Genomic DNA, 23,268 nt, shown 5'->3' on the forward strand with positions numbered 1-23,268 from the left:
ATGGCGAGCAACGAGATCACGATTCCCCAGCCGGTGAACTACATCGCCGACGACTGGAGCGAGTGCCCGACGGTCGACGACGTCTGGAACGTCGACCCCAACACGCGCGAGCCCGTCCACCGCCTCGTCACGACGGCACCCGACGATCTCGATCGGGCGCTGCGGCACGCGGAGCGCGTGTACGACATCGGCCGCTGGGACGAGGACGCCCGGCATGAGCGCGCCGACATGCTCGAGCGCGTCGCCGAGCTCCTCGAGACCCGTGCCGAGGACATCGCGCGGACGGACTCGCTGACCAGCGGCACGCCCATCAGCGTCACGCGCAAGGTCGCGGCCTTCCTGCCCGCGAGGATCCGGGCGTCGGCGTCGGACCTGGTGAACATCCCGCGCGTCACCGCGCTGGCCGCCGGCGGCCGCGACGTCCGCCTCTACAAGGTGCCGTGGGGGCCCGCCGCGATCCTCACGCCGTGGAACGGCCCGAGCTTCATTCCCGCGGCCAAGATCGCCAGCGCGATGGCGGCGGGCTGCCCCGTCATCCTCAAGCCCTCGGAGCACGCGCCCGGCAGCGCGCAGATCATCATCGAGTGCTTCGTCGGGGCGGGCCTGCCCAGCGGCGCGCTGCAGCTGGTGCACGGCGGCGGCGACGTCGGCGCCAGGCTGACTGCGGACTCGCGCGTCAAGGTCGTCTCGTTCACCGGCGGACCGGGTGCCGGCCGCGCCATCGCGCGAGCCGCCGCGGAGGACTTCAAGGTCTTGCAGCTGGAGCTCGGCGGCAACAATCCGGTGCTCGTGCTGGACGACGCCGACCTCGATGTCACCGCCGACGGCATCCTCGACGGCATGACCAAGCTCAACGGTCAGTGGTGTGAGGGGCCGGGCAAGATCCTCGCTCACCGCAGCCTGGTCGGCCCTCTTCTCGAGGCGCTGACCGAGCGGATCTCCAAGCTCGTCGTCGGTCACTCGCTCGACGAGAACGCCGAGATCGGCCCGATCTCCAATGCGCCGCACTTCCAGACCCTGCAGAGCAGAATCCAGGGGCTCCGTGACCTGGGGGCGACCATCCTTGGGCCCGCCCGGCTGCCCGAGCTCGACGGCTTCTTCCTGTCGCCGACGATCGCCGCCGGCGCCGATCCGGCTCAGGCCAACGCCGAGTTGTTCGGGCCGGTCGTCTCCCTGCACGCCGTGGACTCCGACGAGGAGGCGTTGCACTTCGCCAACGCCAACCCCTCGGGGCTCGATGCCTATGTGTTCGGGGCCGACACCGACCGCGCGATCGACGTCGGCTCCCGCATCCTCTCCGGCGAGGTGCGCGTCAACGGAGCCAAGCTCGCCGACCTCGGTGAGGAGTCGGCTCAGAGCTTCTGGGGCAAGGCCGGCATCGGCGGGCACGGGCCGGCGGAGTCGGTACGCGTCTTCTGCGGTGACCGGGTCGTCGGCGTGGACTCGCCCGACCTGCCGTTGTGAATCAACACCACACATGATCTGTCGGAGGCCCGACCCTGTGCCTCCGACCGTGCACTCCTCGGTGCGCTCACCCCGGGGTCCGCAATGCCGAGGGGGGGTCCTCACAGCCCCGCGGGCGCAGATCCGAGCCGGGCCGCGAGCCAACTGTCGAGGACAGAGACGGAGATGTCCATCTGCTCCATTGCGGCGGACCGATCCCCGTAGGTGTACCAGTTCAGGGCGAAGCCGTCGGCCAACGTAGCGATGACATAGGCGACCTGATTGATGGTTTCCGGTTCGACCGGATGGTCGGAGCCGGCGCCCCGCAGCACAGCGCGCACCGTTTCAAGAGCTTGGTCGTAGACCGCGATACCGCGGTCTCCGTGCTGACGCCCCGCCCAGCTGATGAGTTCCAGTGTGGCCGCGGTGAAGCTGGCTGACTCGAGGTAGAACTCCATGACACCGCGCAGGAGTTGGCGAGCTGTGGCCGTGAAGTCCGAGTGCGGATCACTGGCTGTCAGCACCTCGCGGAACTTGCCGGCTACGAACTCGTATACATCGGCGAAGAGGTCCTCCTTGGAGTCGTAGCAGTAGTGCAGCAGAGCCAGGTTCGCCTGGGCCTGCTCGGCAATCCGCCGGGTTGTCGCGCCCTCGATGCCGTGGATCGCGATGACTTCCACGGCGGCGTTGATGAAGTCACTGCGCCGCTGGGCTGCGGGGATCCGACGTGCCACGAAATCCTCCCATTGCAAGGCGTCCACATAGTCGGACGATTGATTAAGTCAAGTCTCATCCTAACACTTTGCCCGAACTTGAGCCGCCCAATTTCTTAGTCACACGTCTTGAACGGATGACTAACTTTGCCTTAGCGTACGGGGCAGATCGCACGGTCGGCGCCCCTCCAGTGCGGCCGGCTCTCCGACAAGAACGGACCTGTCATGACGAAGAACGAACTCGCGCGTCTCACTCCCGACGTCACCGCAGAAGCCGCGGTCGAGGTGATCATGCGAGACGGCGGCGTGATCATCGAAGGGCTCTTCGACGAGGCCACGATCGAAGGCATCAAGAAGGACCTGGACCCCGTGTTGGACGGGGTCGACACGGGCCACGACGAGGTGTTCGCCGGCAACAGGACCAAGCGTGCATGCGGCTTGTTCGCGCGGACGGAGCACATGGCGACGATCGCGCTGAACCCGCTGTTCCGAGGCGTCGCCGAGCGCATCCTCAGCAAGCCGATCAACGTCCACATGGGTGAGGAGTCGGTGCCCTTTCCCGCCGGTATGCACATCGGCGCGACGATGGCCATCAAGATCGGCCCGGGACAGGGCTCGCAGCCGCTCCACCGCGACGACTCGGTCTGGCTGTGGCGGCACCCCACCTACCAGCGCGAAGCGCGGGTGCAGATCATGGTGGCGGTCAGCGACTTCACCGCCGACAACGGCGGCACCCTCGTCATTCCGGGCTCGCACCTGTGGGACGACGAGCGCGCGCCGCGACTCGAGGAGGCCGTCCCGACCGAGATGAAGGCCGGCTCGGCGCTCATCTGGATCGGCTCCACCTACCACGGTGGCGGCCGGAACACCACCTCGGACGAGTACCGCTTCGGCCTGTCGACGGGCTACGACCTCGCTTTCCTGCGTCCCGAGGAGAACCACTTCCTCACCTACACGCTCGAGCAGATCCGGTCGTTCCCGGAGGAGATCCAGCGCGCCCTCGACTGGTCCTCGGAGCACTACGTCGGGTGGGTCGAGGTCGGTGGGCAGATGTCCGACCCCAAGGACCTGCTCAGCCGCGACGACTACACAGCCATCGGCGCCGGGCTGCCCGGACACATCTGAGAAAGCCGGTAAAGACCATGGACGTCCAAGGAACACTCGGCCGGACCGACGCCGAGGCTCCGGCCCGTGTCGCGGCCAACAAGAGGGCACTGATCGCAGTCGCCGCCCTGCTGGCCACCGTGACGAACGCGATCGCTTTCATGGTGCCCCCGCTCCTGCCCCTGATCACCTCTGGTTACGCGCACAACTCGGTGAGCGCCGCGACCTGGATCTTCAGCGCACTCACGCTGGGTGGCGGCGCAGGCTTCGTGCTGATCCCACGGTTGACCGACATGCTGAGTGAGCGCGCGATGGCGTTGCTCGCCGGCGGCTTTCTCGTGGGAGGCGCACTGGTCGCAGCGATCGCCGACAACTACGTCGCCTTGGTGATCGGATCGGCGCTCCTCGGCTTCGGCAGCGCCGCCCAGTTCCTGCCGCTGAGCTTCCTGCGTCGGCACCTGCCCGGCAACGGCGTGTCGACGGCGGTCATGGTCCTCATCATGGCCACCGGGAGCGGTGTGGTGCTGGGCATGGTGGGCGGCGGGATCTCCGTGCGGATCTGGCCGCTGCCCACCCACCTCAACGCGGACGGCTCGCTGCCGAGCCTGTCGATCGCCCCCTTCTACTACGTCCTGGCCGCGCTCTTCGTCATCACCACCGTCGCCCTGCTGGTGGTCGTGCCGAACTCTCCACCGCAGTCCAGGGGCCGTCTGGGCGTCGTGAACACGATGTGGCTGATCGGCTGGGTGGCGCTTGTCCTGTTGCCCCTGAGCGCGCCGCCCGACAGCACCGTCGGCAGGAACAGCGCGGTGATCCTCCTCGTCGGCGTGGTCGCGGCGGTCGCCTGGGTCTTCGCGGAGCGCCGGTCCACCAAGCCGGTCTTCGACATTGCGGTACTGCGCACGCCCTACGTCACCACGGCCTGCCTGTCGGCCGGGCTCTTCGGCTGTATCGACGCCGCGTTCCTGGTGCTGGCCAACTACTACGCGCAGACCCCGAACGGCCTGCCCGTCTCGACCAACGGTGGCCTGACGGGCTGGTCGACGAAGTTCGCGGAGTACGGCCTGACCTACGACCCGCTGAAGACGAGCCTGATCATGCTGCCGTTCGCGCTGACGATGTTCATCAGCGGCAAGTATTCCGAGAGGCTCATCGCTCGCGGTCGCCCCGGCGTCATCCTGAGCGGCGGCGCGGCGGTCTGCGCGGCCGGCCTGCTGTTCCTGGCCGTTGCTCATGACCGGCCATGGGAGTACGCCGTCGCGTCGGGCGTCATCGGCCTGGGAAGCCGTGCCGGCTACAGCGCGGCCTTCGCCATACCGCAGTTCGTCGTCCCGGAGGAGAAGGCCGGTATGGCGGCCGGAATGCCCGGTACGGTCATGGCCATCGGGATCGCGATCGGTGCCGCGGTCGTCACGATCCTGCTGAACGCATCGGGATTCGTGTACCACTCGACGGACGTCGCCGGCATGACGGCCGGCAAACTGAACCCCTCGATGGTGAACCTCAAGGCGTCGGACTACCTCCTCGAAGGCGCCCACATGCCGAGCGCTCAGGCATACACCACGGCCTACTGGGTCTCGCTCATCTTCCCCGCACTGGTCATCCTCGCGACGGCGCTTTCGCGACTGCGGCACAGGGGTGGCTTCAAGGCCGCGCTCGAACAGCACATGTTCGGCTGACCGCAGGGCTTTTTCTCAGCACATCGGGCCCCACCTCAAAGGAGCGAGAACCATGAAGGAACTGCTCTTCATGCTGGCCGATCTGTGGATGATCTTCGCCGGCTTCTACTTCGGATGGAAATTCATCCGGCGGTACGGCAACTACCTGCTCGGTCTCGAATGGATCATCGTCGCCACGTCCGGCTCGAACTTCCTCGCCTGGTCCCTCCTCGGAGGCGACCCGGGCAGCTTCCTGTACGACATCGCGTACTTCTTCGATGCCTTCTCGAGATCGGTGGGCATCACCCTGATCCTCGTCATGGGCCTGATGCGCGTCACACACCGGTACAAGCCGACGTTGGCAGCCGACATCGCCGCGTTCGCGCTCGCCATCGCCGCCGGCCTGTATCTCCAGCAGTTCCGCGGCCATGAGCTTCACGTCGGCCCGGCAACGTTCTACGTCGTCGTCAACGCGCTCACGACCCTGTTCCTCGCCTACTTCGTGCGGCGGCTCTGGAAGATCCGTGCCAGGGGTCTGGCCATCGGTGCTGCGCTCGCCACCGCCGCGGGGACAGCCATCGCAGTCACCTACGACTTCTTCCCGATTTCGGGCGACGACGAATACCGAACCATCTTCTACACCCTCGCTCTCGCCACGTGGGGAACCCAGCTCTTCACGTACTTCCTCTCGTACCGCGCTCTGCACAACCACAACGTGGCGACGGGCGCGGAGCCGGCTTCGAACGAGCCGAGCGCTGCTCGGGCTTGAGCGACACACCAAGGATCAGAGCACGCTCGGAGGGAACCATCAATGAAGACCGGCAACGTGGAGTACACCACGTTCAGCGGCTGGGTCGATCCGCCAGCAGACATCCAGCCGGCCCTGACCGGCGACCTCGCTTGTGAGGTCGCGGTTGTCGGCGGCGGCCTGGGGGGTATGTCGACGGCGCTGCGACTGGCCGAACGCGGTCAGGACGTGGTGCTGCTAGAGGCCGAGTTCTGCGGACACGGCGCCAGCTCTCGAAACGCAGGGCAACTGGCGGGAGCTCCGGGCGGGGACCTTCAACTCCTCGATCTGCTCTACCGCAAGAAGATGCCCGGCATGATCCGGCTCGCCGAGCACGCCGCGCACCACGTGGAAGACCTCATCAAGACGCACGCCATCGACTGCGACTACGAACCGACCGGCAACTGCTTCGCGGCGGTGTCGCGTGGACAGATGGGCCGGGTGCGCCGTGTGACCAAGATTCTTCAGCGCGCCGGCTGCCAGGTGGAACTCGGCACGAGCGAAGAGCTCGGCATCCCGCGCGGGTTCCTCGGCGGGATGCGCGAGATGGTCGGGGGAATGATGAACCCCGGCAGGTTCACCCTGGGTGTGCGCCGCGCACTGCTCGGCTCGTCCGCGCGAGTCTTCGAGCAGACGAAGGTCACCGACGTCACGCGCGACCGCGGTCAGGTAGTCCTCACGACTCCTCAAGGTCAGGTGCGGACGAACAAAGTGGTTCTGGCGACGAACGCGTACGCGGGAGAGTGGGACATCACCCCTCCACGGCTCTCCGTGCCCATCTACGTCATCGAGGTGGAGACCGAGCCCATCGATCCTGCCCGCCTGGCGGCACTGGGGTGGACCAGTCGTTCGGGACTGGTCACCCAGCACGCCATCATGGAGAACTACCGGCTGACGCCGCGCAACACCATCGTGTTCGGCGTCCGACGGCTCGAGCGCGGCACGACGTATCCACTCCCGCAGAAGAAGCCGGACCCGGCGCTCGTCGAAGAACTCGCAGGAGCCTTCGCGACGCGGTTTCCGGCCCTGTCCGACGTCGCGGTCGAGCGTGCGTGGGGAGGATGGATCGCGATCACCTCGTCCTGGCTTCCGCTTGCCGGGCAGATCGAGGACAACGTCTTCTACTCGATCGCCTGCAACGGTCACGGGCTGGCTCAGGCGCCCTACATCGGGACCCTCATCGCCGATTGCATCGTTGACGGCAAGCGACACGAGGACCTGGAGGGAGTGTGGATGAAAAAGCCGAAGTTCCCTCGTCCGATGATGATGAGCCCGCTGGGACTACGCACCATCTGGGCCATCGACCGTTTCAACGATCTGGTCAACGGAAGCCGGCGCAATGGCCGGCGAGGAGCGGCGCCTGTGGCCTGACGATTCCGGCCGCACAGCAGGGAGTGAAGGACACGCTGTGGCCGAGAGGCCGTCAGCGTGTCCGTGCCACCGATCCAACGGTGATCCGACAGCCCATGACACTCCGCACGCTCCCGACGCCGCCCGGCCTCGACCTGCTTCGGGCCTTGCGCTGGGATTGGCTTCCCTCGGCCTTGCGATGAGGCACAAGAAGACGCCGACACCGATCTCTTGGTCGCCGCACCGGAGGAGACGGCGCTGAGGGAGCGGCGCCTTACGGGAGAAGAGATCCACGCGCTTCACGGAGCCGGCGTTCCAGATGCCTCCGCTCTGTGACTACTGGGTCGCCGCAACCATCTCCTGAACGCACTCACCCTTACTCAACAAGAGAGTTCCGTGCGCTCCTACTTCGCTCAGAAGCCGGCCGGTGCGCCGACGACGGATGCCCATCTGCAACGCGGTGAAATCCTCCGCCGAGCCGAGCACCGTGCCCAGCGGGTGTTTCTTGCCGTCAACGCGGTGCCCCTTGCCGCCGGCGTCGTGCTGTCCTGCGACGGCGCGCTCGCCGCGGTCCCTGTGGACGGACGGCTCACCCTGGGGATCGTCTGGGGAATCCTGCAACTCAGCCTCTTCGTCGCCAGCACCTGGTGGTACGAGAACCAGGCGACGCGTCTGTGTGTTCCCCTCGAACAGTCCCTGACGTCCGGCACGCCCCAGCCCGGGGTTTCGGGTGTCTCTCCGGCCGACGAGTCCTGGACGTGACGCGATGGTCCTGCACCTCCTGAGCTCGGGCCCGGCCGACCCGATCGGTTCGGCGGCAAGAGGCCCGGTGCTGGTCGCCTTCTTCGTCTTCATCGGTCTGGCCCTGCTGTGGGTCTTCACCCTGGCCACCCACGACGACCACCCGGAACGGCTGTACATCGCCGACCGGTCCCTCTCACCGGTCTTCAACGGGTTCGCCCTGGCCGGCGAACAGATCTCCGTGATCACACTGTTCGCGACATCCGGGGCCATCGCCCTGTTCGGCTACGACGGGTACGCCACCGCCGTCGACAGTGTCATCGCACTCGGACTGCTGCTGCTCCTCTCACAGAAGATCCGCGACAGCGGCCACTACACACTCGGCGACCTCTTCTCCTTGCGGGCCTCCGGGTCAGCCCCGCGCATCGCCGCGGCTGTGGTGACGCTCGCCATCACGCTTCCCCTGCTCGTGCTCCAGCTACGCGCCGGAGGCATCATCGCGGCCCTGCTGATCGGCATGTCGAGCGATGCGTCCCAGGTGCTGTGCACGGTACTGCTGGGCGGGCTCGTCGTCTGCTTTGCCGCGGTGGCGGATCTCAAGGGCACCAGTCGCATGCAGGTGGTCAAGGTCGTCATCACCCTGGTGACGCTCACGGGGCTCACGGTGCTGGCCCTGAGGAAATTCTCGTGGGACTCCGGAATCCTCCTCTCAGCCGCAGTGGACAGGAGCGTGGCGCCGGACGACTACTTGAAACCGGGGCTCTGGGCGCACATCTCCAGCCTCGTGCCTCTCAACATGATCAGCGACCACATCGTCCAGATCCTCGGGACGGTCGCGATGCCGCACCTGATCCTGCGCGTAGCCGCGTCCCGCAGCGGCCGCTCGGCACGGCGATCCATGAGCATCGCCGGGGGACTGACCGGTGCCTACGTCCTCCTCCTGATCGCTGTGGGTTTCGCGGCCGCGGCTGTGGTCGGCGGCAGGGACATCGGCCTCGTCGACGCCAACGGGCAGGCATCCCCGGTCCTGCTCGCCTCTCACGTACTGCCGAACGGCTCCACCACACGCGTTGCGCTGATCACCGTCGTGGCTTGTGTCGCTTTCCTGGTCATCCTCACGACTGTGACGAGTGTGATATTTGTATCCGCCGTCTGTCTCGCTCACGACGTGTCCGCGCGAGCCGACGGTCCTGACACCACCACCCGGCAGGTGCGGGTGCTGCGCATGGCCATCGTCGTCCTGGGTGCCCTGGGCCTGACGCTGTCCGCAGCCGCTCACCGGTACTCGGTCGAGTTCCTGGCCATCTTCTCGATGAGTGTTGCGGCGTCCTGTGTGGCCCCCGTGCTCGTCTACTCCTTCTTCTGGCAGAGGTTCACCCACAGAGGACTGTTGTGGTCCGTCTACGGGGGGTTGCTGCTCTGCACCGTCCTCACGATCTTCTCACCCACCGTCTCCGGATCCGCGTACGCACTGCTGCCGGGCGCGAATTTCAACTGGTACCCGTTCCGCACCCCGGGTCTGATTTCCGTACCGATGGCCTTCCTCCTCGGGTGGGTCGGCAGCAGGAACCCGGGCAAGGGCGCCGGTCCTGTCCAGAGTCAGAGTGGGCGGGGACGGCGAACGCCGGTTGCGAACATTTGACGAAGCCTTGGCTATTACGGCGTCGCGGTCCAGCGGGCTGGGGAGGGCGAGTCGCCATGTCCCCGTCTCGGTCGCAGCACATCGCGATGCTGCCCCGGCAAGCCGGACCTGAGCGGCACCGGACCCGGGCTCACCCTCGCCCTCGCAGACGGCCTGTTCCACGACCTGTGCATCCGGGCCGCCGCCCATCCCGACCAGACGTTCCTGCTGGTCGTCGATGAGATCAACCGCGGTGACCTGCCCCGGATCTTCGGCGAGTTGATCACGCTCCTCGAACTCGACAAGCGAAACCTGCCGGTCGCCCTGCCCGTCAGCAAGCGACGCTTCTCCGTGCCGCCGAACGTCCGGATCGTCGGCACCATGAACACTGCCGACCGGAGCATCAGCCACCTGGACGCCGCAGTCCGCCGCCGCTTCGCCTTCTTGCCCGTGGGCCCGGACCCGGACGCCGTATCCGGAACCGTCGGTCCCCTGGACCTGGCCGCGTTCTTCGAGTCCCTCAACACCCGCATCGCCCGCCATCTCGACGCCGACCACCAGATCGGGCACGCCTACCTGCTGCGCGACGGTGAGCCGATCGCGACCGAGGAGGATCTGGCCGCGGCCTTCCACCACGAGGTGATCCCGCTCCTGGAGGACTATTGCCTCGGCCGGGCGGAACTTCTGCACCGCATCCTCGGCGGTCTGGTCGACGCCGACACAGGGCGCCCGCTGCTCATGTCCCCGCAGGATTTGGTGGACGCGCTGGCGACCGAGTTCACCAGCGGCGTTCCCGGCCCGGATGCCTGACCGCGCCCCGGTCCAGCTCGGTGAGTACGAGTCCGCCCCGCTGGAGCCCGATCAACTCACTCCCCGGGACGTCGACCGCCTGCACGCCCTCCAGGCACGGGGCTGCCTCACCCTGACCACGGAACGCAGCGGGTGGCGGCTCAAGGCCGACGCGACCGTCGGAGTCCTGGTCCTGGACCGTGTCCGCGTGGTCATCACGCCCAAATTTGCCATTCCGGGAGAGCAGCTCATGAGGTGGCTCGCCTACGCCCTCGGCACGCCCTTCCCGGCGACGGCCAGGCGGTGGGCCACCGGCCCCGAGGGGTACGCCGACCTGGTCGCCGCCGCCCTGCTCGAACAGTGCGAGCGGCTGCTGCGGGAGGGACTGCGCCGGGACTACGTACGCCGCCGGAGCGTCGAACCGGTACTCCGGGGACGCCTGGACGTCGCCGCCCAGGCCACCCGCCGCTACGGGCAACTCGACCAGCTGCACGTGCGCACCTTCGACCGGGAGGCGGACATCTGGGACAACCGTGTTCTGGGCAGCGCGCTGAGGTCGGCGCTCGGCCTCACCTCAAGCCCCGACCTGGCGCGCGCCCTGCACGGCATCGCCGGCGCCTTCCCACAGGCCCCGACCCCGACCGCGGCGCTCCGCGCTCTGGACCGCACGCAATACACCCCTCTCAACGCCCGCTACCGCCCCGCCCACACCTGGGCCCGCCTGCTGCTGCGCGGCGGAGGGGTGACCGATCTGCTCACCGACCACGGCACCACGGCGGGCGGCCTCTTGCTCGCCATGCCCGCGCTCTGGGAAGCCGTCGTCCGCCGTCTCGGCATCGAGGCCGTCGGCCCGCACGGCGGCCACGCCGTGCCCGGCGGGACCGGCGCCGGCATCACCATTCGCGGGGACCTGGGCAACGCCTCGACGTTCCGGCCCGATCTTCTGCTCAGCCTTCCAGGGCGCGACACGGCACACCGCACGGTGCTGCCCGTGGACGCCAAGTACAAGCGCTACGACCGCCACGGCGTGAGCGCGGCCGACGTCCACCAGCTCCTCACCTACAGCAGCGGCTACGCGCCCGCCGACGCCCCGGTTGCCGTCATCGTCCATCCCCAGCCGGGCGGTCACACGCAGCGGACCCTCCAGGTGCGCGGCCCCAGCGGCCCGTTGGGCACCATCCAGGTTCTCGGCGTCGACACCCGTACCACGCCTGCCCAGGCAGCACAGTGCATCGGCTCCGTAGCCCTGACCATCATGGGCCGCTCGACCTGCCACGCACAGAACCAGCGGTCATCGTCTTCACTTACGACGCCGGAAGGAGGAGACCTCAGCTGCTCGGTCTGACGGTGACGGCCGTGCTGATGTCCATCCCGGCAGACCGACTCGATCGTTCACGTCTGCTCCGTCAGTCAGCGATCACGGAGCCGCCATCACGATCATTCGCAGGCTGTCGATCCGGCGGGCGACGCGTGGGAAAACGACCGGTGACGGGGGCTTCAGATGCCACGGAATTCCGGTGCCCAGATCAACTTGATGCCGACCGCTTTGGCGAGTGAGCCCCACCTGTTGTCCGTGGGTTTCTTCTCCAGCACGAGGACCGGCTGTATCGACCGGCCGGAGAGCCTGGACCGAAGCTGATGGGCGTAATCGAGCACCTGGCCGATGCCCAGGCGGATCTGCTGGTCCTGGCTCCTCCCGGTCAGGCTTTCACCTCGGCAACGAAGATCTCCTTCCGCGCAGCGGCGTGACCGGGTCGGCGATGTGACGCTCCCTGTCAGTTCTCCGGGGCGAGCCCACCGTTGCCGAGACCGTCCCTTGCCAGTGTTGCCGCGTCCCTGCTCAGCTCGGCGACCCTCCTCGCTCGCTCCTCGAACTCCTGAAGGGCGAGAAACGCCGCCCCGTACCGCCGCTGTCCGGTGATGTCCATCTGCGGGATGCGGGCACCCTTGCCGTCTATGCAGTTTCGCAGCGCGGATGGCGACCGGGTACGAACAGGCAGATGGGGGGACCTTCTGGTCATTAACGGTAGAGCGGCTCGACACGGACGCTCTCCGACCTGCGGCGACTTCCTGATCTCCGAGGACGGCTGACGGGCACCGACCGTCCGCACGCTCCAGAGAACCCTTCGCCCCAAGGGGCCGCTCCCATGAACACCGGTCAGGCCGGCCCGAGGGCGACCGGATACAGTGCGCGAGACGGCAGCATGGTTGGGGAGGGCAAGCGTGAACGACACCAGCAACACCCGGCCCGCCGAGAGCGAGGCGCAAGCGCCGCGGCAGAGCCGACTGCACCGCCTGATGCGCTACATCCCCCTGATCGCCCCCGTCCTGCTGTGGGCCGCGCCCTGCTGGGTGCTCCTGTACACCGGCCAGCACTGGCCGCTGCCCGTCACGCTGCTCGGCACCGCCCTGTTCGCCCTCGGCCTCATATCCATGCCGCTCGCCATGGTGCGCGGCCACGGCCGGCGCCAGCAGGACTGGGCGGCGATCATCGGTGACACCCTGCTGGGCACCAGCTGGGTGCTGTTCACCTGGTCCGTTCTGCTCGGCGTCCTGCTGCGGCTCGCCCTGACCGCGGCCGGCGTCGGCGAGAGCCAGGGCCGGGCCCGCATCGTCACTTGGGCCGTCCTCGGCGTAACCGCTGTACTGCTCGCCTGGGGGTACGCCGAGGCCCGCCGCGTGCCACGCGTGCGCCGACTCGACGTGCAACTCCCGCGACTGGGTGCCGGATTGGACGGCCTCCGCGTCGTCCTCATCACCGACACCCACTACGGCCCGCTCGATCGCGTCCGCTGGTCGGCACGGGTATGCGAGACGGTGAACGCTCTGGAAGCCGACCTGGTCTGCCACACCGGTGACATCGCGGACGGCACGGCCGAACGCCGCCGCGCCCAGGCAACCCCACTCGGTACCGTGCAAGCCACCCGGGCCCGTGTCTACGTCACCGGCAACCACGAGTACTACAGCGAGGCCCAGGGCTGGGTCGACCTGATGGACGAGCTGGGCTGGGAGCCGCTGCGCAATCGCCATCTGCTGCTCGAACGCGGAGGCGACACCCTCGTGGTGGCCGGCGTGGATGACGTCACCGCCGAGTCCTCCGGCCTGGCAGGCCACCGCGCCCACCTCGCCGGAGCCCTGAACGGCGCCGATCCCGACCTGCCCGTCCTGCTCCTGGCACACCAGCCCAAGTTCGTCGACCGGGCGGCAGCCGACGGCATCGACCTCCAACTCTCCGGCCACACCCACGGCGGCCAGATCTGGCCCTTCCACCACCTGGTCCGCATCGACCAGCCCGCCCTCGCCGGCCTCAGCCACCACGGCCCTCGCACCCTCCTTTACACCAGCCGCGGCACCGGCTTCTGGGGCCCGCCGTTCCGCGTCTTCGCCCCCAGCGAGATCACCCTGCTCGTGCTCCGCTCCCCGCACCTGCCCACCTCGCCGTAGAGGGGCAGCCAAGCACATCCGCTTGGGGATGAGGTTCGAACGTCGGCGGCCTGGCGCACCTGGGCCTGGGTGATCCCGCATCCGCCGCATCCGCCGCATCCGAAGCTGTCCCAGCTGTTCCACCCCAGGCGGGATGAGTGCCGGGCTGTCCGGCGCGGCCGATGTGGTGGAAGAGACTGAGGCCGTCACCGCGACGCGGTGACCGTCAGCGCGGAGACCGCGAGGAGCTGGAGCAGTCGTCCACCTGATCGTCGTCCGCCTGATCGTCTGAACACCAGGGGCTCCTTTGCAGGGGGAACGCGACGGGGCCGAAATTTCGGATGTCATTCGTAAAATTCAGTGCCACGGATGCTAGATGAGCGAGTTCCGATGTCAACATCGCCTCAGCAACCGGCTTCGCTGTGCTCCTCCTCACAAGCCCAACGTCGGTCTGAATGTTTCGTAGACGAGACCGAATCTGCGAGAGGGGTTGACGGCATCCCCCGGCCCCCTATGATCCTGGTTGCCCGGCCACTCGATCCACGTTCGGAATACCGGACAGACGTCACTCAACCCAAGCCGCAGCCGGGCACCGGCAAGACGCGACACCAGCAACGGCTGAGCCCCGAGGGGCTGCGCCGTACACAGAAATGTCATGGACGCATCAATCACGGGAGTCGGGCCCGACGGCGGCGTGACGCCGATGGCGTGGCGCTCCGACCGCACCCCCACCCCCCTTCCCCCCGTGAGGAGAAACGTGAACTGGCTGAAACGGCTCGGCAGTCGCCGCGCCCCGGTCCTCGGTCTGCTGGCCGCGACCTTACTGATGACGCCCGGGACCGCGACCGGCTCACCCGGCGCCGTCCAGGCTTCGACCCTGGGCGCCCAAGCGGCCCAGTCCGGACGGTACTTCGGGACCGCTGTGGCCGCCGGCAGGCTGGGCGACGGCACGTACGCCTCCATCCTCGGGCGTGAGTTCAACGCCGTCACACCCGAGAACGAGATGAAGTGGGACACGACCGAGCGGTCCCGCGGCTCGTTCGACTTCGGCCCCGCGGACCAGATCGTCAACGGGGCGTCGTCCCACGGTCAGCGCGTACGCGGCCACACCCTGGTCTGGCACTCCCAACTGCCCGGCTGGGTCAGCTCCATCACGGACGCGGGCACGTTGCGCGGTGTGATGAACAACCACATCAGCACCGTGATGAACCACTACAAGGGCAGGATTTACGCCTGGGACGTCGTCAACGAGGCGTTCGCGGACGACGGCAGCGGCCGGCATCGGCCCTCGGTCTTCCAGAACCTGCTGGGTGACGGCTTCATCGAGCAGGCCTTCCGTACCGCCCGGACGGCCGATCCGGCCGCCAAGCTCTGCTACAACGACTACAGCATCGAGGACTGGAACTCCCCGAAGACCCAGGGCGTCTACCGCATGGTGCGCGACTTCAAGTCGCGCGGCGTGCCCATCGACTGCGTCGGCTTCCAGTCCCACTTCGGCACCGGTGGCCCGCCCGCCGGCTTCCAGACGACGCTGTCGAACTTCGCCGCTCTCGGCGTGGATGTCCAGATCACCGAACTGGACATCGCGCAGGCATCGCCGACCGCCTACGCGAACACGGTCAGGGCCTGCATGAACGTCGCCCGCTGCACCGGCATCACCGTCTGGGGCATCCGCGACAGCGACTCCTGGCGCGGCGGCGAGAACCCGCTGCTGTTCGACCGCTACGGCAACAAGAAGCCGGCCTACCAAGCGGTGCTCAGCGCGCTGGGCGGCCCGGCCGCCGCATCGAGGGCGAACGCCCGTCCGGGCCGGTCAGCCGCCGCGCTGCCGTCCAGCTTCTCCTGGAGCTCCAGCGGCCCGCTGATCGCGCCGAAGCCGGACGCCACCCACAACATCGCCGGCATGAAGGACCCGTCGGTCGTCTACTACAACGGCAAGTACCACGTGTTCGCCAGCGTCGCCAGCCCCTCCGGGTACAACCTGGTGTACCTGAAATTCACCGACTGGTCCCAGGCGGGCTCGGCCACGCACCACTATCTGGACCGCAGCGCCATCGGGTCCGGGTACCGCGCCGCCCCACAGGTCTTCTACTACGCGCCGCAGAAGCTGTGGTATCTCGTCTACCAGACGGGCAACGCCTCGTACTCCACCAACCCCGACATCAGCAACCCGAACGGGTGGAGCGCGCCGCGCAACTTCTACGCGTCGATGCCCGACGTCATCCGGCAGAACATCGGCAACGGCTACTGGGTCGACATGTGGGTGATCTGCGACAGCGCCAACTGCTACCTGTTCTCCTCCGACGACAACGGGCACCTGTACCGCTCGCAGACGACCGTCGGCCAGTTCCCGAACGGGTTCACCAACACCGTCATCGCCGCCCAGGACGCCAACAGGAACGCCCTGTTCGAAGCGAGCAACGTGTACAAGGTGCAGGGCAGCAACCAGTACCTGCTCCTCGTCGAGGCCATCGGATCGGACGGCCGGCGCTACTTCCGCTCCTGGACCTCGGGCAGCCTGGCCGGCTCCTGGACGCCGCTGGCCGCGTCCGAGAGCAACCCGTTCGCACGGGCCAACAACGTGTCCTCCCCCTCGGGCGCCTGGACCCGGGACATCAGCCACGGTGAGATGATCCGTGCCGGCTACGACCAGACGCTCACCATTCCCGCCTGCCGGCTGCAGTACCTCTACCAGGGCCTGAATCCCAACGCCGGCGGCGATTACAACCTCCTCCCCTGGCGGCTCGGCCTCCTCACCCAGACCAACTCCACCTGCTGACCGACCGCCTGCGGGCCCCCGGCTCGAGCCGGGGGCCCGCCCCTGGCGGACCTGCGCCGGCCTTCGCGCGGACAGCCGGGTCCGGGTCGCGGCCGTCAGGCGCTGGCGCGGCTGACCAGGCGGGTGGGGAGAATCAGCGGGGTGGGGTCCTGCCCATTGACGAGTGCGACGAGCATGCGTGCCATCTCCCGCCCCAAATCCTCTATGGGCTGGTGGACGGTGGTGAGCGGCGGATCGGCGATCCGCGCGACGGCCAGGTCGTCGAAGCCGACCACGGCGACGTCGGCGGGGACCCGTCGGCCAGCCTCCCGCAAGATGCGCATCGCTCCCGCCGCCATGTTGTCGTTGGCGGCGAACACCCCACCCACGTCGGGGTGTTCCATCAGCAGGCCGGCCATGGCGGCGGCTCCGCCGGCCTCGGTGAAGTCCCCTTCCCGCGGCGGAAACGGATCGAGACCGGCGCCCAGCATGGCGTCCCGGTAGCCGCGGTACCGGGCGCGCCCGGCACCGGTGTCCAGCCGACCGCAGATCGCGGCCACGCGCCTGCGGCCGAGCGAGAGCAGGTACTCGGTCGCCTCGCGCGCCCCACCGACGTTGTCGACGTCCACGTACCACCGGGGTGCCGAACCCACGGGGCGTCCGCCGAACACGACGGGTATCTGCGCGTCGTCGATCATCCGGGCCAGCGGATCGTCCTCGCGCAGCGCCATCAGCATGGCGCCGTCCACGCCCTTGGACCGAAGGAGTTCCGCGACCCGCTTGCGAGCCCGCTCGGTGGCTGCCAGACAGAGCATCAGATGCAGGTCGGCCTCCTCCAGGGCGGCCGACGCTCCCACGATCACCCGGGCGAAGAAGGGATCGGCGAAGATCGACGGATCCTCTCCGGAGACGATCAGGGCGGCCGCTCCCGTCTGACGGGTGGCCAGCGCGCGGGCCGTCGGATTGGGTACGTAGCCGAGGTGCCGGACCGCCCGTTCGACCGCCTCACGCTTGGCACGGCTGACATGCGGAACGTTGTTGAGGGCGCGGGAGGCCACCGAGCGGGAGACACCGGCGCGTTCGGCGACCTCGTCGAGCGTCGGCTGCCGACGCGGCGCATCTTCTGTCATGAATCATGAGCCTCCCACAGGTAGGGAGCCCCCTCGGCGACAACCAGGACTGGGAGCGCTTCCAGTTTCGTGCATTGCCACCTCTTGATTCCCGGGGAAAGTCAACTGCCGCGCTGAGTATTGACAGTTGAAGCAGCTCGCCACACGATTGGGATCGCTTCCAGTGGGAGCGCTCCCAGCATCCCGTACCCCTGCCGGAAACCGAGGTACCGTCATGCGCCCGAGACTCCGCGCACTGGTGGCGGCGCTCTGCGCTCTGCCGCTGGCGCTCGCCGTCGCCCCGTCCGCCCACGCGGCCGACCCGACCACCATGACCAGCGGCTTCTACGTGGACCCCGACTCCAGCGCGAAGAGGTGGGTGGCCGCCAACCCCGCCGACGGCCGGGCCGCCGCGATCAACGCCTCCATCGCCAACACCCCGATGGCCCGCTGGTTCGGCTCCTGGAGCGGCACCATCGGCACCGCCACGGGTGCCTTCGTGGGGGCGGCGGACAGCCGGGACAAGCTGCCCGTCCTCGTCGCCTACAACATCTACCACCGCGACTACTGCGGCGGGCACTCCGCGGGCGGAGCGTCCTCGCCGTCCGCCTACGCCAGTTGGATCGCCCAGTTCGCCGGCGGGATCGCGGGCCGCCCGGCCGTCGTCGTCCTCGAACCGGACTCCCTCGCGGACTACGGCTGCATGACCCAGGCGCAGATCGACGAACGCGAGGGCATGATCACCGGCGCCGTCACCGAATTCAACCGCCAGGCCCCCAACACCTGGGTCTACCTGGACGCCGGCAACCCGCACTGGGTCGACGCGGCGACCATGGCCCGGCGCCTCCACGAAGCCGGCCTCCGTCAGGCCCATGGCTTCTCGCTCAACGTCTCCAACTACTTCGGCACCGCTGAGAACACCGCATACGGCAACGCCGTCAACAGCGAACTCAGCGCCCGCTACGGCTACACCAAGCCGTTCGTCATCGACACCAGCCGCAACGGAAACGGCTCCGACGGACAGTGGTGCAACCCCGCGGGCCGCCGCATCGGCACCCCCACCCGGACGGGCTCGGGCGCCGAGATGCTGCTGTGGATCAAGACTCCGGGCGAGTCGGACGGCAACTGCGGGGTCGGAGCCGGCTCCACGGCCGGACAGTTCCTCCCCGAGGTCGCCTACAAGATGATCTACGGCTACTGATCCGGGACTTCCGCCGCCTGCCCGGGCGATCGGCAGCCCGCAGGGGTGGCGGCGCCCCCCTCAGCCATCCCATCGCTCCCCTCGACCATCCCATCGACCAGGAAGCAGCCATGAATCCACGCAGCCTACGGCGCCGCGCGGCCGCCGTCGTCGCGGGCCTCACCGCCTGCGCCGCTCTCACCGCGACACAGGCGCAGGCCACCCCCACGCAGGACGTGATCACTCCGGCCACGCAGTTCTACGTGGACCCGCACAGCAAGGCGGCACAGCAGGCGCTCGTGGACTTCGGGAACGGCGACATCGAGAACGCCACGAACATGGCCAGGCTCGCGAGCTGGCCACAGGCCGAGTGGTTCACCAAGGGCACGCCGGGCGAGGTGCGCGCCCAAGTGAGCAGGCTCGTCCATCGGGGCCGGGCCGTCGACCGGACGCCCGTCCTGGTCGCCTACAACGTTCCGGGCCGGGACTGCACGCAGTACTCCAGTGGCGGAGCCGCATCCTCCGCCGCCTACCGGCAGTGGATCGACGCGTTCGCCGCCGGCCTGGGCAACAGCAAGGCGGTCGTCGTCGTGGAACCGGACGGCACGGCCCTCCTCCCCAGAGACTGCGGGCCCACCGCGGATCCGACCGGCGAACTCACAGCCGCCCGGATCGCCGACCTGACATACGCCGTCAGAACCCTGAAGGCCCGGCCGCGCACCGCGGTCTATCTCGACGCGGGCAACGTCCAGTGGCGCCCCGTCGGCGACATCGCGCAGCGGCTGCTGGACGCCGGGGTCGGGTACAGCGACGGTTTCGCGCTGAACGTGTCCAACACCCATCCCACCGACCACAACGCGAGGTACGGCACCTGGATCGCCAAGTGCATGTGGTTCGCCACCTCGGGACCCGCGGAGGCGCGCGGCCACGCCGAGCGGTGCGCCGACCAGTACTACTCGTCCGCCGCGCCCAACGACGGCGCCCCCGGCAACGCGGTCTCCTCCACCGACCCCACCACCTGGCGGTGGACCGACGCCTGGTACGACCGGAACGTGGGGACCCCGCCGGCCGGCGATCTGCGGCACTTCGTGATCGACACCAGCCGTAACGGGCTGGGCGCCTGGACCCCGGAACCGGGCAAGTACAGCGGGGATCCGGAGATCTGGTGCAACGCGCCCGGCCGTGGTCTCGGCCCGCGCCCCACCGCCGACACCGGCGTCCCCCTCGTCGACGCGTACCTGTGGATTAAGATCCCCGGTGAGTCCGACGGCAGTTGCACGCGCAACACCGGCGGGACGATCGACCCCGAGTACGGCGTCGTCGACCCGCCCGCGGGTACCTGGTGGCCCGAACAGGCCCACACGCTGGCGCACAATGCGGCCCCGCGTCTGAGGTTCAACCACTGATCCGGGCACCGAGCCCGGCTACGCCGCGCCCGCAACGCGCACATGAGCATGCGTGCATTGCGGGCCACGGCACCGGGCGCTCGCGTGGGCAGCGCGCAGGGTGCCGGTCAGGCGGCGGACCGCCGGACTGATCGGCTCAGCCGCCGCTCTTGCGCCTGAACGAGCGCTGGCTCGCAGCCGGGCCGTGCGCCGCGCGCACCTTCGACGCATCGGAGTTGGCGGCGACATCGGCCGCGTCCGCCTGCGCACCGCGCTTGCGGGCCAGGGCTTCGCGGAACTTGCGCTTGAGGTCGTAGGTACCGTCGCTGTCCGGCGCCAGAGGGGACGTCTCGGGGGCGGCCGGCTCCGAACCTTCCGGGGATGCGGGTTCTGCGGTCATGGTGACCTCCTGGGTTCGGGGGGTGAGCAAGCACAGCTTGTCATGCCGGGCGCGGTGCGGGGCGCCGGCAACATCATCCTGCTGCGTTTCGGCGGGTGCCGGGGCAGTGGTTCTCAGCCGTTGCGACGCACGAGGGCGGCCTTGCGGGCCTCGGCGAGCTTGCGGGCCTCGCCGGCCTTCCGGGACTTGCCGCCGGCTCCGCGGGAGGGGTCCTTGCTGGTGCCGAGGCCGCGGAAGGGGGCGTTGGTGTTCTTGGGCCGCTCGACGGCGGGCCCGCCGTCGAGCGGGACGCCGGAGGGAGCCTTGGCTCCGGTGATCCGGCTCAGTTCCGCCTCGCCCGAGCGCACCTTGGTGACGGTCGGCTCGATGCCGGCCTCGGCCATGATGCGGCTCGTCTCGCGGCGCTGGCCCGACAGCACGAGCGTGACCACGCTGCCGGACTCACCGGCGCGGGCGGTGCGGCCCGCCCGGTGCACATAGTCCTTGGGGTCGGTGGGCGGGTCGACGTTGACCACGAGATCGAGGTCGTCGACGTGCAGGCCACGGGCCGCGACATTGGTCGCCACCAGAACGCTGATCCGGCCGTTCTTGAACTGCGCCAGGGTCCGTGTGCGCTGCGGCTGTGACTTGCCGCTGTGCAGGGCCCCGGCGTGCACCCCGCTGGCCCGCAGATGCCGGGTGAGCTGGTCGACGGCGTGTTTCGTGTCCAGGAACAGCAGTACGCGGCCGTCGCGGGCGGCGATCTCCGTGGTGACGGCGTAGCGGTCAGGGCCGTGGACGACCAGAACGTGGTGCTCCATCGTCGTGGCCGTGCCCGCGGACGGGTCGACCGAGTGGACGACGGGGTCGTGCAGGTAGCGGTGGACCAGCTGATCGACGTCACGATCCAGAGTGGCCGAGAACAGCATCCGCTGACCGTCGGGATGTACCTGGTCGAGCACGTCGACAACCTGCGGCAGGAATCCCAGGTCGCACATCTGGTCGGCCTCGTCCAGCACGGTGATCCTCACCCGTCCCAGGCGGCAGGCCTTGCGCTCGATCAGGTCGTGCAGGCGTCCAGGAGTGGCGACGACCACCTCGGCTCCCTCGCGCAGCGCGGCGACCTGCCGGCCGATCGACATGCCGCCGACGACGGCGGCCATCCGCAGCCGTAGTGCCTCGGCGTACGGTGCCAGCGCCTGGGTGACCTGTTGGGCCAGCTCCCGGGTGGGCACGAGGATCAGCGCGAGGGGTTGCTTCGGTTCGGCGCGCCGCCCTGCCGTACGTGTCAGCAGCGGCAGGCCGAAGGCGAGCGTCTTGCCCGATCCGGTGCGCCCGCGCCCCAGGACGTCGCGTCCCTTCAGGGCATCGGGCAGTGTGGCGGCCTGGATGGGGAAGGGTTCGCGCACCCCGAGTTCGCTCAGTGTCCGCAGCACCTGCGCCGGAAGTTCCACGTCGGCGAAGGAGACGGCCGGGGGCGGCGCCGGGGTCGTGGCCTCGGACTGGGCGGGACCGCCGTGAGCGATGCCGGAGCCATCAGGGTGCTTCATGAACAGCCTTCCGCAGGGGAACGTACCGAGGAAGGCCCGGCAGGCTTGAACAGCCCACACACAAGCTGAACCGAACAGGCAGAATCGCCCACCGCGACGACCACGCAAACGCATGACACTAACACACGGCACAGCATCGCGCCGTGACGCGGATCACCCCTCCCTCCTCGATGACCCGCCGCGGCCCGACGTCCCTACGGCGCGGTCTGCCGGACTCCCGTCTGACTCGCCCATGTCGGAGGCCGAGGGTCAGCCGTCGGTGCGGTGTCCCGGCCGGGCGGCGGCATCCTGGGCCGCGATGAGGTCCTTGTATCAGTGGAAGCGGGCCTTCGGCATGCGGCGCTGGGTCGCGTAGTCGACGTGGACGAGGCCGAAGCGCTCGCTGTATCCGTGGGCCCACTCGAAGTTGTCGAGCAGCGACCACACGTAGTAGCCGCGCACTCCCACGCCCGTCCTGATGGCCCGTGCGACGGCTTCCGTGTGAGCCGCCAGACAGGCGACCCGGTCGGCGTCGTGGATTCGGCCGTCGGCGGACGGGGTGTCCGCCTCGGCCGAGCCGTTCTCCGTGATGAACACGGGCGGCAGCCGCGGCCCGTACCGGCGGTGGAGCGAGAGCAGGAGTTCCTCCAGCGTCTCCGGCGCCACGGACCATCCCATCTCGGTGAGGCGGGCGCCGGGCAGCGTCTCCCCGGCGAAGGCGGTCCGTGGCGGACCGCAGGGCCAAGTCCGGCTCGCGGTACGGGGCGGCGCGCACCACGGAGGGGGCGTAGTAGTTGATGCCCAGGAAGTCCATGGGCGCCGAGATGATCTCCAGGTCGCCCTCCTTCCGAAAGGTCTGACTCCGGATCGCGTAGAGACTCCCCTGGAAGGCGCCGGCCACCGTCATTCCGGGGGCCGCCCTGCTGCTTGCCTGCGGGATGCTCAGGCGAGACGCATGACGACGAGGTGAGTCAGCCCCCGCCCCACAGGGCATCGGCGTTTCGGCCAACCGCCTCCCGGCACGGCCTCCCGCGGGGCACGGGCCGGTGCATCGCCCACCTCGGTGTCCCGCCACTTTCTCCGACCCCCTGCACGTCCCCGGCGAACGCGACGCGCCGGCCGACCTGCTGCCGCTCCGGAGCAACGCGCCGATACGACACCCACGTCACCTCGGCGACCCTGCGCGACACGTTTCTTCACGGGCGGCTCTAGGGGAAGCCGGAACTGTGAAGAATCCGCTGCGCCTGAGACCGAGGATCGGAGACCTGATCCTCCGTCACACGCACCCGCTCGGTCGGC

18 protein-coding genes and 1 pseudogene are annotated in these 23,268 nt (G+C 68.8%); 13 read left to right on the forward strand and 6 right to left on the reverse strand.

Annotation, left to right across the window (positions count from 1 at the left end):
* Window positions 1-1,464 (forward strand): aldehyde dehydrogenase, encoded by a 1,464-nt coding sequence (locus AB0J12_RS10790; RefSeq protein WP_363263918.1) that lies wholly within the window; start codon window positions 1-3, stop codon window positions 1,462-1,464.
* 101 nt (window positions 1,465-1,565) lie between these two features.
* Here AB0J12_RS10790 and AB0J12_RS10795 read toward each other — a convergent pair whose 3' ends face one another.
* The gene (locus AB0J12_RS10795) at window positions 1,566-2,177 is read right to left on the reverse strand and encodes a TetR/AcrR family transcriptional regulator (protein ID WP_363263919.1); all 612 of its coding nucleotides are present in this window, start codon (window positions 2,175-2,177) and stop codon (window positions 1,566-1,568) included.
* Between the two features lie 204 nt (window positions 2,178-2,381).
* On the opposite strand from AB0J12_RS10795, the gene AB0J12_RS10800 reads away from it, so the two are divergent.
* The 8 genes from AB0J12_RS10800 (at window position 2,382) to AB0J12_RS10835 (ending at window position 11,551) form a co-directional block, all read left to right on the forward strand.
* Entirely contained in the window at window positions 2,382-3,281 is a 900-nt protein-coding gene (locus tag AB0J12_RS10800) for a phytanoyl-CoA dioxygenase family protein (RefSeq protein ID WP_363263920.1), read from the forward strand.
* Between the two features lie 17 nt (window positions 3,282-3,298).
* Window positions 3,299-4,939 (forward strand): MFS transporter, encoded by a 1,641-nt coding sequence (locus AB0J12_RS10805; RefSeq protein WP_363263921.1) that lies wholly within the window; start codon window positions 3,299-3,301, stop codon window positions 4,937-4,939.
* A 70-nt stretch (window positions 4,940-5,009) separates the two neighbouring features.
* Window positions 5,010-5,687, forward strand: coding sequence for a transporter (locus AB0J12_RS10810; RefSeq protein ID WP_363263922.1), 678 nt, complete (start codon window positions 5,010-5,012; stop codon window positions 5,685-5,687).
* 42 nt (window positions 5,688-5,729) lie between these two features.
* Window positions 5,730-7,076, forward strand: coding sequence for an FAD-dependent oxidoreductase (locus AB0J12_RS10815; RefSeq protein WP_363263923.1), 1,347 nt, complete (start codon window positions 5,730-5,732; stop codon window positions 7,074-7,076).
* Between the two features lie 375 nt (window positions 7,077-7,451).
* Window positions 7,452-7,817: a hypothetical protein gene (locus AB0J12_RS10820; RefSeq protein WP_363263924.1), complete on the forward strand. Its 366-nt coding sequence runs from the start codon at window positions 7,452-7,454 to the stop codon at window positions 7,815-7,817.
* 4 nt (window positions 7,818-7,821) lie between these two features.
* Window positions 7,822-9,438, forward strand: coding sequence for a transporter (locus AB0J12_RS10825; protein ID WP_363263925.1), 1,617 nt, complete (start codon window positions 7,822-7,824; stop codon window positions 9,436-9,438).
* Window positions 9,439-9,609: 171 nt separating this feature from the next.
* The gene (locus tag AB0J12_RS10830) at window positions 9,610-10,227 is read left to right on the forward strand and encodes an AAA family ATPase (protein WP_363264169.1); all 618 of its coding nucleotides are present in this window, start codon (window positions 9,610-9,612) and stop codon (window positions 10,225-10,227) included.
* Window positions 10,220-11,551 carry a PE-PGRS family protein gene (locus tag AB0J12_RS10835; protein ID WP_363263926.1) on the forward strand — a complete coding sequence of 444 codons (1,332 nt, stop codon included), beginning with the start codon at window positions 10,220-10,222 and terminating at the stop codon, window positions 11,549-11,551. Before AB0J12_RS10830 ends, AB0J12_RS10835 begins: the two co-directional genes overlap by 8 nt.
* Before the next feature lie 430 nt (window positions 11,552-11,981).
* Here AB0J12_RS10835 and AB0J12_RS10840 read toward each other — a convergent pair.
* Window positions 11,982-12,164: pseudogene (locus AB0J12_RS10840) on the reverse strand (SAM-dependent methyltransferase); the annotation flags it as partial.
* A 265-nt stretch (window positions 12,165-12,429) separates the two neighbouring features.
* Between AB0J12_RS10840 and AB0J12_RS10845 the strand changes: the two are divergent.
* Together AB0J12_RS10845 and AB0J12_RS10850 are read left to right on the forward strand one after the other, a co-directional pair.
* Window positions 12,430-13,650: a metallophosphoesterase gene (locus AB0J12_RS10845; protein WP_363263927.1), complete on the forward strand. Its 1,221-nt coding sequence runs from the start codon at window positions 12,430-12,432 to the stop codon at window positions 13,648-13,650.
* Between the two features lie 736 nt (window positions 13,651-14,386).
* Window positions 14,387-16,408 carry a non-reducing end alpha-L-arabinofuranosidase family hydrolase gene (locus AB0J12_RS10850; protein ID WP_363263928.1) on the forward strand — a complete coding sequence of 674 codons (2,022 nt, stop codon included), beginning with the start codon at window positions 14,387-14,389 and terminating at the stop codon, window positions 16,406-16,408.
* Window positions 16,409-16,503: 95 nt separating this feature from the next.
* Here AB0J12_RS10850 and AB0J12_RS10855 read toward each other — a convergent pair whose 3' ends face one another.
* Window positions 16,504-17,517 (reverse strand): LacI family DNA-binding transcriptional regulator, encoded by a 1,014-nt coding sequence (locus AB0J12_RS10855; protein ID WP_363263929.1) that lies wholly within the window; start codon window positions 17,515-17,517, stop codon window positions 16,504-16,506.
* A 214-nt stretch (window positions 17,518-17,731) separates the two neighbouring features.
* Here AB0J12_RS10855 and AB0J12_RS10860 point away from each other — a divergent pair, with 214 nt between their 5' ends.
* Window positions 17,732-18,697: a glycoside hydrolase family 6 protein gene (locus tag AB0J12_RS10860; RefSeq protein ID WP_363263930.1), complete on the forward strand. Its 966-nt coding sequence runs from the start codon at window positions 17,732-17,734 to the stop codon at window positions 18,695-18,697.
* A gap of 110 nt (window positions 18,698-18,807) precedes the next feature.
* The gene (locus AB0J12_RS10865) at window positions 18,808-20,082 is read left to right on the forward strand and encodes a glycoside hydrolase family 6 protein (protein WP_363263931.1); all 1,275 of its coding nucleotides are present in this window, start codon (window positions 18,808-18,810) and stop codon (window positions 20,080-20,082) included.
* Between the two features lie 136 nt (window positions 20,083-20,218).
* On the opposite strand, the gene AB0J12_RS10870 is transcribed toward AB0J12_RS10865, so the two are convergent.
* From AB0J12_RS10870 to AB0J12_RS10880, 3 genes are all read right to left on the reverse strand, one after another.
* Window positions 20,219-20,461 carry a DUF5302 domain-containing protein gene (locus AB0J12_RS10870; protein ID WP_363263932.1) on the reverse strand — a complete coding sequence of 81 codons (243 nt, stop codon included), beginning with the start codon at window positions 20,459-20,461 and terminating at the stop codon, window positions 20,219-20,221.
* A gap of 113 nt (window positions 20,462-20,574) precedes the next feature.
* Window positions 20,575-21,990 carry a DEAD/DEAH box helicase gene (locus AB0J12_RS10875; protein WP_363263933.1) on the reverse strand — a complete coding sequence of 472 codons (1,416 nt, stop codon included), beginning with the start codon at window positions 21,988-21,990 and terminating at the stop codon, window positions 20,575-20,577.
* Window positions 21,991-22,302: 312 nt separating this feature from the next.
* A complete protein-coding gene (locus AB0J12_RS10880) occupies window positions 22,303-22,647 on the reverse strand; it encodes a family 1 glycosylhydrolase (protein WP_363263934.1) in 345 nt (114 codons plus the stop codon).
* Window positions 22,648-23,268: the final 621 nt, after the last annotated feature.

The organism is Streptomyces sp. NPDC049915 (genome assembly GCF_040656475.1).
Classification (GTDB): domain Bacteria; phylum Actinomycetota; class Actinomycetes; order Streptomycetales; family Streptomycetaceae; genus Streptomyces.